Source organism: Frankia sp. R82 (genome assembly GCF_023716925.1).
Taxonomy (GTDB): domain Bacteria; phylum Actinomycetota; class Actinomycetes; order Frankiales; family Frankiaceae; genus Frankia.
On the sequence record NZ_JAMQQG010000014.1, the window covers coordinates 35825 to 45369 of the forward strand.

Sequence of the window (9545 nt, forward strand, 5' to 3'; positions counted from 1 at the left end):
ACCGGAGTGTCCGGTCATCCAGATCCGCTGGGCCAGCCAGGGTGGACGGGATCCTCCAGCACGGACGGATCGGGCTCGGCCAGCAGCGACAGCAGCCGCGCCGACGCCCGCAGGAAGTCCTGTTCGACCGGGGACAGCCGTTTTTCGATCGCCCGCGCCAGCCAGGCGTCGCGCTGGCGGCGATCGGAACGCAGCAGCTCGCGACCAGCCTCGGTGATCGAGATGATCGACTGGCGACCGTCCGTCGGGTGACTGGTGCGGGCCACGAGCCCGGCATCCTCCAGCCCGGCGAGGGTGCGGGTCATCGTCTGCGGCTGCACCCCCTCCTGGCCGGCGAGCTCCTTGGGGCTTGCGGGACCGAGCCGGTGCAGCCGCGAGAGCACGGACATCCGGGTCAGCCCGAGCTCATGCGCCGGGCGCTCCTGGCGCAGCCGCCGGGCCAGCCGGCCGACCGCAACCCGCACCTCGCTGGCCAGCGTGTCATCCAGCGACTCGACATCCTCACCCTCATCTCTACCCATATTGTCAGCATAGCTTATCAGCTTGGGGCAGACAAGTCTGCACCCCGACCGGCACGCGACACACCCCGCACATCCCGAGCACACCCAGCACAGCCGAGTGACAGTTGCCACATTTACCCACCAATGGCGAGCAAAAAGTTACTTTCAGTGAAAATTTTTGGCCATCTAGCGGCATATCTCCCGGTCAGGCCGTCATCACGTCGGTCATCGCGCCACACCGAGTAACACTTTTCCTGTACGAGCGGGGCACCCGGACCATCAGCCGACTCCACTCGCTACCCAGCAAAGATGTTCGCCATGCGCAGTATCTGGAGGCGAAAAGGTCCTCACGAAGGGAGAGGTTGCACAGGTGTCTCCTACTCCGAACGCGCCGCGCGGGCCGCTCGCGGGTCTGCGGGTCAGAGCACCACGATGAACCTCGGCCGGCCTGGGGGGCAGGAGCTGTTCCGCCGGCTGGCCGCCGGTGCCGACGTGGTGATCGAGAACTTCCGGCCCGGCACCCTGGAACGCTGGGGCCTGGACTACGACACGCTGCGCGCCGACAACCCCGGGCTGATCCTGGTCCGCGTCACCGGCTTCGGCTGACCAGCGGGCGCTGCCAGGACGACATCCAGGCGGTCTGTGGTCCGGGCCTCGCCGGCGTGCGGCTGCCGAAGATCGAGCACCCCGAGGACGTCCACCGGGTCGCCGGCTGGCTGGCCGCGGCCGACTGCGAGGCGGGCGTCGACCTGCTGTTGGAGTCCGCCTTCGCGGTGGAGATGGCCTACCCGCTGGCCATGGCCTCGCCGCGGGTCCGCATGCTCGGCCTCGGTGAGGAGGACCTGCGCGCCGACCTGCGCAGCGCAACCGACACGGCGACCCTGGACGCCAGCCGCACCCGCTGCGTGATCGCCTCCCGGGCGGCCCGGCTACCCAACCCCGCGCAGAGCGTCTTCCCCCAGGTGCGCGACCTCCCCGGGCTGGTGGCGTCGAGCCGGCGGGGCAAGGCCATGGGATTCGTGGGCCGGATGGCCATCCACCCCAGCCAGCTTCCCGTCATCCACGAGGTGTTCACGCCGACCGACGCGGAGATCGCCGACGCACTGGCGATCAGTGAGGTGGCGAGTGCGGCGCAGGCGCACAGTGCCTCGATCGTCATCACCGAGGACGGCCGCACGGTCGGCCCACCGATGCTCGCCCACGCCCGCCAGCTCCTCGACCTTGCCGCCACGATGGAGGTACGACAGGCATGCTGACCACTGCGCCAGTGACCACTGCGCCAGTGACCACTGCGGTGACCTCCGAGCCGACCGGACCCGATCGGCTGCTCGAGACCGTCCGGGCCGGCGTCACGGTGTTCGACCTGGCCCAGCCGCTGGAGAACGGCATGCCATGCTCGCCGAACCACCCCGGCTTCCGCCCCGGCCGCCTATCTGGGCACCGAGACAGGAGTGCCGGGTGCCACCGTGTCGGCGGCCCGGTGGCTGGCCGAACGGGGTGTCATCGCCGCGGGCGCCGACACCACCGCGTTCGAGCAGATCACCCCCGGCGCCGGACATCGCACCCTCCCGGTACACCGGATCCTGCTGGTCGAGCACGGCGTCCACATCATCGAGCACCTCACGCTGGAGTCCCTGGCCGACACCGCCCGCCCTCCGAGGTCCTGATCACGGCCGAGTCACCGAAGCCGGCGGCCCGCGGCTGCGCGCGGGCCATGCACCGAGTGCGAACCGCACCGGATCAGCCCGGAGGAGGCCGCGCGCTGACGGACCGAAGCAGCACCGTCCCGGGGAGCTGAGCGAGATCCCCGGGGCCGCGGACAGCCTGGATGTTCCGCCGGACCGTCAGCGCAGGCCGGTGGCGGCGCAGGCGTCGGGGAGCGTCGGCCAGCCGGTGCCGAGCATCAGCCAGCCATCATGGCCGGCGAGCCGGTTCGTCGGATCGTGGACCTTGACCTGCCAGCTGCCGGCGCTGGTCTCCCGGGCATAGGCGGCCTTGCCCTGGTACGTGCCGTAGTAGCTACCAAGCTTCGCTGCCGGTTGGGCCTGCGCTGCGGCGGCGGGTGTCGCGGTGGCGGGTGTCGAGGGGGATTCGGCGAGGACGTCCTTGGAGGGCATGGCTGGCTCCCACGGGGAGAGAGCACCGGGGTACCCGGCGGTGAGCGGTCATGCTCGCGGGATGCGGCATGGTTGCGGCGGTCCGCTCCGGGTCGGCTGGTACTCAGCATCCTCACTCTACGCCCACACTGCCACTCGAAACGTGAGGAGCGGGCGTGAGCGGACGACCAGGCCCGGACCGCGGTCGCCAGCGCCGAGTTCGTGCGGGCGGTGGACGACGTGCAGTACCGGCTGGGCGAGGGCCGTGCCTGCTGGCGCTCGAGTCGGGGCGCACCCAGGTGTCGCTGCTGCCCGATCGGGTGGTGGGCGCCATGACCGTCTACGCCCAGGTCCTGTCGCAGTCACAGCGGCTGGCCGCCCAGCTGCAGGAGGCGTTGACCAGCCGGGCCGTCATCGACCAGGCGCCGGGGTCATCATGAGCCGTACGGGCAGCGGGCCCGAGGAGGCGGCGGAACAGGACCCCACCGACCGCTGGGCGCCGTGGATCCACCCCCCAGCGGTCGGTGGCAGCCGGGCAGAGGACGGGTCAGCCCGCGGGCTCGAGCGCCCAGCCACGGTCCTCGCCGAACACCGGCGACAGGGCCACCATCGGCGGGAAGACCAGAGCTGGGTGCAGGCCGAGGGTGAGCTCGTTCTCCACGACGCCGATGGTGACGGTGTTCGGCCGTGGGCCGTCGCTGATCCGCCACTCACGGGCCTCGGGAAGGGGACGGACCCGCTCGAACACGTCCGGTTCGCCGTCGAAGCCGACGAACAGCGGCGCGGAGACCTGGCGAATCGTGTAGGTGCTGTCGCCGTTGTGACCGCTTCCGCTCTGCCTGATCTCCCAGTCCTGACCGGGGCCCTCGCCGGGCAGCAGGAAGATGTTGTTCCGGTCGGGCGAGCTCAGAGTCAGGTTGTCCCGGCCGTCGATTCTGATCCGGTAGACACCATCAGCGATTTTTCCCACGGTCAACCCCGTTCCTGGTCATGAGGTAACCGGCCCTAATACGACCGGTTCGGACAATCGGGCGCTGTGGTCTCGGCAGGACCACTTCCTGCGAGCCGGTACGCCACCCGTGTTGTCGGACCCATCATGCCCATGCGCTCGGTACCAGACCGCGAGCGCCACGCACTCGATTCCGCAGCGCACCCATTTTCCTGCAATCCTGACTACGTCTTCTTTGCCCTTTTTCCGTGCGCAGCCCGACACCTTTGCCCTGCCCAGGAGGACGAGCGGGAACCAGCACCGCAACGACGGACACCCCACCCGTGTGGTGACGGACAGGGGACCATCGCCCTGACCGGAACGCTTCCCATCGTTGGTGACCGGCTCCGTCATGTCTACGGCTTCGACGATCCGGGGGAACGCCCTCGCGCCATCGAGAACATCCACCGGTCCGCCGTCCGGACCCGCTGCCCGCCGCCGCTCCAGCGGAAGCCGCGGTCCACCCCATTTTCGGCACAGTCCCGCCTCGGGCGAGATACGCATCGTCGTGTCGTCGGGAAACCGACCCGCGGCCGGCAGGAGAGACGATCTCAGACCGCCGAAAAATCCGGCTGTTCCACCGGGATCATCTGAGCCCTGGGGATATCGGCCCGGACACGCCACTCAGAAAAGATCGGAGGGGCGTCGCACCGGGAATGGTCGACGCCCCACCCGTGTGGTGACGGATGGGGCGTCGCGGTGCGGGTGGCTCAGGTGGTGATGAGGGTGAGGGCCTCGTTGAAGGTGACCGACGGGCGCATCACCTCGGTGGCCTTCACCGGGTCGGGCTGGTAGTAGCCGCCGATGTCGGCGGGCCTGCCCTGGACGGCGAGCAGTTCGGCGTTGATCGCCTCCTCGGACTCGGCCAGGGTCTTCGCCAGCGGGGCGAACGTGGCGGCGAGGGTGACGTCGTCGGTCTGGGCGGCGAGTTCCTGGGCCCAGTACAGGCTCAGGAAGAAGTGACTGCCGCGGTTGTCGATGCCGCCGACGCGCCGGGCCGGGGACTTGTCCTCGTTGAGGAAGGTGGCGGTGGCGCGGTCGAGGGTGTCGGCGAGGACCTTGGCGCGGGTGTTGCCGGTGACGGTGGCGAACTGCTCGAAGCTGACGGCGAGCGCCAGGAACTCACCGAGGCTGTCCCAGCGCAGGTAGTTCTCCTTGACCAGCTGCTGGACGTGCTTGGGGGCCGAGCCGCCGGCGCCGGTCTCGAACAGACCGCCGCCGTTCATCAGCGGAACGACGGAGAGCATCTTGGCGCTGGTGCCGAGCTCGAGGATCGGGAACAGGTCGGTCAGGTAGTCGCGCAGCACGTTGCCGGTGACCGAGATGGTGTTCTCGCCGCGGCGGATCCGCTCCAGGGAGAGGGCGATCGCGTCCACCGGGGCCTTGATCTCGATGGTGAGGCCGGCGGTGTCGTGCTCGGACAGGTAGGCGCGGACCTTCTCGATGAGCCGGGCGTCGTGACCGCGGGTCTCGTCGAGCCAGAACACGGCCGGGTCGCCGGTGGCACGGGCGCGGGTGACGGCGAGCTTCACCCAGTCGCGGATCGGGGCGTCCTTGGTCTGGCAGGCGCGGAAGATGTCGCCGGCGGCCACCGACTGCTCGAGGACGGCCTCGCCGGCAGCGTTCACCACCCGGACGGTGCCGGCCGTGGCGATCTCGAAGGTCTTGTCGTGGCTGCCGTACTCCTCGGCCTTCTGCGCCATGAGGCCGACGTTGGACACCGAGCCCATGGTCGCCGGGTCGTAGGCGCCGTGGGCGCGACAGTCGTCGATGGCGGCCTGGTAGATGCCGGCGTAGCTGGAGTCGGGCAGCACGGCGAGGGTGTCGCCCTCCGCGCCGTCGGGGCCCCACATGTGGCCGGAGGTGCGGATCATCGCCGGCATGGACGCGTCCACGATGACGTCGCTGGGCACGTGCAGGTTGGTGATACCGCGGTCGGAGTCGACCATGGCCAGGGCCGGGCCGTCGGCGAGCTCGGCGTCGAACGACGCGCGGATCGCCGCGCCGTCCGGGAGTGCCTCGAGGCCCTTGAAGATGCCGCCGAGGCCTTCGTTGGGGGTCAGGCCGGCGGCGGCGAGCGCGGCGCCGTGGGTGGCGAACGTCTTCGGGAAGAACGCGCGGACGACGTGGCCGAAGATGATCGGGTCGGAGACCTTCATCATGGTGGCCTTGAGGTGCACGGAGAACAGCACACCCTCGGCCTTGGCCCGGGCGATCTGCGCGGACAGGAAGGTCTGCAGCGCGGCGACCCGCAGCACGGACGCGTCCACGACCTCACCGGCGAGCACCTTCAGGGACGGCAGCAGCACCGTGGTGCTGCCGTCGTCGCCGACGAGCTCGATGCGCAGCGTGTCGTCCGCGGCGAGGATGACCGACTTCTCGGTGGAGCGGAAGTCGTCGGCGCCCATGGTGGCGACGTTCGTCCTCGAGTCGCTGCTCCACGCGCCCATCCGGTGCGGATGTGCGCGGGCGTACGCCTTGACCGAGGCGGGGGCGCGCCGGTCGGAGTTGCCCTCGCGCAGCACCGGGTTGACGGCGCTGCCCTTGATCCGGTCGTACCGGGCGCGGATCTCCCGCTCGGCATCGGTGGCCGGGTCATCCGGATAGTCCGGCAGGGCGTAGCCCTTGGCCTGCAGCTCGGCGACCGCGGCGCGCAGCTGGGGGATCGACGCCGAGATGTTCGGCAGCTTGATGATGTTCGCCCCCGGCGTCCTCGCCAGGTCACCGAGCTCGGCGAGCGCGTCGTCGATGCGCTGCGCGGGCTCGAGGTGCTCCGGGAAGCTCGCGATGATCCGCCCGGCCAACGAGATGTCGCGGCTGTCGACCGGGACACCCGCCGCCGCCGCGTACGCCTGCACCACCGGCAGGAACGAGTACGTCGCCAGGGCCGGCGCCTCATCGGTCAGGGTATAGACAATCGTTGACTCAGTCACCGACACTCCGCTTCACGTCTGGTCCGTCTGGGTATCACGATATGCCGCGAGCTCTCCGCATTCTGGCCGCCACCGCTCCCACGCACCGTGATCACTGCCGGACCCCCGCCGAACCCCCGCCGATCAGGCGTCGAACCCCCCGTCCCGCAGCCACCGTCACGCCCCGCACCCACCCGGACCGGCCGGTGCACCGTCGACCCGGCGGTCGAGGTCAGGGCCCCGGCCGGAAGGATGCGACGACGGTGCGGAACTGGGCCGCACTGGCCGCCCACCGGTCCTCGGGGACCCGCCAGCGCAGGGCGTAGCCGTGCCCGTCGCGCACCACCCCGAGATCGAGCACGTGGATGGTGCGTCCGTCCGCGGTGAAGGTGAACTCCCAGGCCGCGGACGTGGTGCCGGCGCCGCCGTCGGCTGGGTCGATCGCCAGGCGCCGGTAGCCCGGCGAGGTCGTTCGGACGGCGGGCTCGAGGTCGTGCCAGGCGTCGATGGCCGAGGGGCCGGCCTTGGCCTGGGTCTCGATCAGCAGGTCCGGATAGCCGGATGGGGCGGTGGCCACGAACCTCGCGCCGTCACCCGAGGTCTGCCACCCGGACGGCAGCGCGACGGACCAGCCCAGGGCGTCCCGGTGCGCGGTGTACCCGGCCGGGACGGTCGCGGGCTTCGTGGAACTCGGGACCAGAGCACCAAGATCGTCAAGGCTGGCGGTGCCTCCACCCGCCCCGTCCTCGGTGCCGCTCGTGCTGGTTCGCCCACCGGACGGTGCGGCGCTCGCGGTGGTGGGCGAGCCGGCGGAGGCCGTCGGGGTCGGCGCCCCGGCCGTCCCGATCGCCGCGCCGGAGCGGGCCGGCCCGGCCAGCTGCTGCTGCGGCCTCTCCCCGTCCCCGCCGAACAGCAGGCCCACCAGGATGCCCGCCACGACGAGCACCGCGACGGCCACTCCCGCCAGCACCCACCATCCCCGGTACCGCGACCGTTCTCCCCCGACCGGGCCAGCGTCCACCGCCGGCGCGGATGACCCCCCCGCCACCGGGCCCGGCTCGTCCGACGCGGGCACGGCAGCAGGCGTGGGCACGGCAGCAGGCGTGGGCACGGCAGCCGGATCCGCCTCCCCGCCTTCGTCAGGTGCCCCGACATCGCCGGCAGCCGCAGCGGCGTCCGCCTCGACGAGAACCGGATCTGGCGGGACGACGGCCTCGTCCGCGAGTGGGTCACTGGCCAGGTCGGGGGGGAGGAGGTCGAGCAGGGTGCGGCCGGTCTGGGCCTCGCCAAGGCGTTCGGCGACCTCGCGCAGCCGGCCGCGGGCCTCGGCCAGAGACGGGCGGTGGGCCGGGTCGGCGGAGAGCAGTTCGGTGAGGACGCCACGCAGCGGACCACTGTGCTCGAAGGGACGGCGCCGGTCCGCGACCACGGCGGCGAGAATGCCCAGCGGACCCTCTCCGGCGAACGGCGGGACGCCCTCCACCGCGGTGAACAGGGTGGCTCCGAGGCCCCAGACGTCGGCGGCGATGCCGACCCGGGCACCGTGGGCCCGTTCGGGTGCGATGTAGGCAGGCGAGCCGACGAGCATCCCGGTCGCAGTCAGGGCGGCATCGCCCTCGGTGATGGCGATGCCGAAGTCGGTGAGCCGGGCGTGACCATCCTGCGTGACCAGGACGTTGCCGGGCTTGACGTCACGGTGAATCACACCCGAGCGGTGCGCGGCCTCCAGGGCGTAGGCGAGGCTGACGCCGATCCGGGCGACCTCCAGGGCCGGCAGCCGGCCCCGCTCGCGGATCAGATCGGACAGCGACGCCCCGTCGACGTACTCCATGACGATCCAGGTGCGGTCGTCGGTGTGCAGGACGTCGTAGACGGTGACCAGACCGGGATGACGCAGCCGGGCGGCGGTGCGGGCCTCGCGCAGCACCCGCTGGGCGAACACCTCCGCTTCGGCCTCGGATGCCGCCGGCGGGCGCCGCAGCTCCTTGATCGCCACCTTCCGGCGCAGCAGCATGTCCTCGCCCTCGCGGACGACGCCACCACCGCCCCGGCCGAGGACGCGCCCGAGTCGGTAGCGGCCGGCAAGGCTGCGCTCCTGGCTGGCATCTCGGTCGGTCGGCATCGGCATGGCTCGCCCTGTCCCCCCTCATGTCAGAGATGTCACCGCAATGCACCCATCCTCCGACGTGCGCACCGCGCAGGCCGGGTATATGGCACGGCGAGCCGCGATCCACATCTCGACGGTGACCGCTGGTGTACACAGACGCGTCGGTGCAGCAGGGTGGTGTCATGCCGAAGCACACACCTGTCCCGCCGCCCACACCCCGGGCAGCGGCGTCGGCGCCCACGTCGGCCCCGGCGCCGGCACAGGCCAGCCGTCCAGACCAGGCCGTCCGTTCGGATCCAGCGGTCGCGGCGAGTGAAGGGCTGCGACAGGCGTTCCGGCGGCACGCGGCGGGCGTGGCGGTGGTGACCTTCACCCGGCGCGGCGAACCGGTCGGCTTCACCGCGACCTCGGTGACCTCGCTGTCGCACCGTCCACCGCTGATCTCGTTGGCGCTGGCGACGACGTCCTCGTTGGTCCCGGCGCTGCACGCGGCCGAGACGCTCATCGTCCACCTGCTCGGGCAGGACGCACGGGAACTCGCGATGCGTTTCGCCGAACCAGGGGCCGACCGTTTCGCCCCACCCACCCGGTGGCGGCGGCTGGAGACCGGCGAACCACTGCTGGCGGACGCCGCCGTCTGGCTGCGCTGCCGCATCCGGGAGCGGATCAGCGCCGGTGACCACTGGCTGGTCATCACCGAGGTGCTCGACAGTCACCTCGAGCGCCCCGTCGCCCCCCTCGTCTACCACGACGGCGGCTACGGCACCTTCCACACCGGCGCCCCCACCGCCGCCGCCATCACTGCCGCCACGGGCCCGGGCATCGGACCAGCCGGGCAACCGGACGGAGACCTTGGCATCCGGTCAGCCTCGGGCTTTCACCGGGGTGATCGTCTGTTGGGTTGCCGCAAAGAGGAAAGTGCTCCTGAACAGGGAGGATCGG

General features: G+C 71.2%; 8 protein-coding genes and 2 pseudogenes. 5 read left to right on the top strand and 5 right to left on the bottom strand.

The window, feature by feature from the left end; all coding sequences use genetic code 11:
* Positions 1-14 precede the first annotated feature (14 nt).
* Positions 15-521, bottom strand: coding sequence for a MarR family winged helix-turn-helix transcriptional regulator (locus ND747_RS04495; RefSeq protein WP_251732006.1), 507 nt, complete (start codon positions 519-521; stop codon positions 15-17).
* 399 nt (positions 522-920) lie between these two features.
* On the opposite strand from ND747_RS04495, the pseudogene ND747_RS04500 reads away from it, so the two are divergent.
* From ND747_RS04500 to ND747_RS04510, 3 genes and pseudogenes are all read left to right on the top strand, one after another.
* Positions 921-1103: pseudogene (locus ND747_RS04500) on the top strand (CoA transferase); the annotation flags it as partial.
* Positions 1103-1756 carry a CoA ester lyase gene (locus ND747_RS04505; RefSeq protein WP_285899983.1) on the top strand — a complete coding sequence of 218 codons (654 nt, stop codon included), beginning with the start codon at positions 1103-1105 and terminating at the stop codon, positions 1754-1756. The pseudogene ND747_RS04500 and the gene ND747_RS04505, both read left to right, overlap by 1 nt.
* A 165-nt stretch (positions 1757-1921) precedes the next feature.
* Positions 1922-2146 (top strand): annotated as a pseudogene (locus tag ND747_RS04510) (cyclase family protein); the annotation flags it as partial.
* Positions 2147-2344: 198 nt separating this feature from the next.
* On the opposite strand, the gene ND747_RS04515 reads toward ND747_RS04510, so the two are convergent.
* Positions 2345-2617 carry a hypothetical protein gene (locus ND747_RS04515; RefSeq protein ID WP_251732013.1) on the bottom strand — a complete coding sequence of 91 codons (273 nt, stop codon included), beginning with the start codon at positions 2615-2617 and terminating at the stop codon, positions 2345-2347.
* Between the two features lie 155 nt (positions 2618-2772).
* Here ND747_RS04515 and ND747_RS04520 point away from each other — a divergent pair, with 155 nt between their 5' ends.
* Positions 2773-3036 carry a hypothetical protein gene (locus ND747_RS04520; RefSeq protein ID WP_251732014.1) on the top strand — a complete coding sequence of 88 codons (264 nt, stop codon included), beginning with the start codon at positions 2773-2775 and terminating at the stop codon, positions 3034-3036.
* Positions 3037-3143: 107 nt separating this feature from the next.
* Here ND747_RS04520 and ND747_RS04525 read toward each other — a convergent pair whose 3' ends face one another.
* The 3 genes from ND747_RS04525 to ND747_RS04535 form a co-directional block, all read right to left on the bottom strand.
* Positions 3144-3566 (bottom strand): hypothetical protein, encoded by a 423-nt coding sequence (locus ND747_RS04525; protein ID WP_251732016.1) that lies wholly within the window; start codon positions 3564-3566, stop codon positions 3144-3146.
* 728 nt (positions 3567-4294) lie between these two features.
* Positions 4295-6517: an NADP-dependent isocitrate dehydrogenase gene (locus tag ND747_RS04530; RefSeq protein ID WP_251732017.1), complete on the bottom strand. Its 2223-nt coding sequence runs from the start codon at positions 6515-6517 to the stop codon at positions 4295-4297.
* A gap of 211 nt (positions 6518-6728) precedes the next feature.
* On the bottom strand, positions 6729-8618 hold the full coding sequence (locus ND747_RS04535) for a serine/threonine-protein kinase (protein ID WP_251732018.1): 1890 nt from the start codon (positions 8616-8618) through the stop codon (positions 6729-6731).
* A 131-nt stretch (positions 8619-8749) separates the two neighbouring features.
* Between ND747_RS04535 and ND747_RS04540 the strand changes: the two genes are divergently transcribed.
* A partial coding sequence (locus ND747_RS04540; RefSeq protein WP_308204555.1) for a flavin reductase family protein occupies positions 8750-9545 on the top strand: 796 nt, incomplete at its 3' end.

Excerpts from the sequence above, each read along its gene's own strand:
- ND747_RS04495 (WP_251732006.1), bottom strand. The coding sequence starts at position 521 with ATGGGTAGAGATGAGGGTGAGGATGTCGAGTCGCTGGATGACACGCTG.
- ND747_RS04535 (WP_251732018.1), bottom strand. The coding sequence starts at position 8,618 with ATGCCGACCGACCGAGATGCCAGCCAGGAGCGCAGCCTTGCCGGCCGC.
- ND747_RS04515 (WP_251732013.1), bottom strand. The coding sequence starts at position 2,617 with ATGCCCTCCAAGGACGTCCTCGCCGAATCCCCCTCGACACCCGCCACC.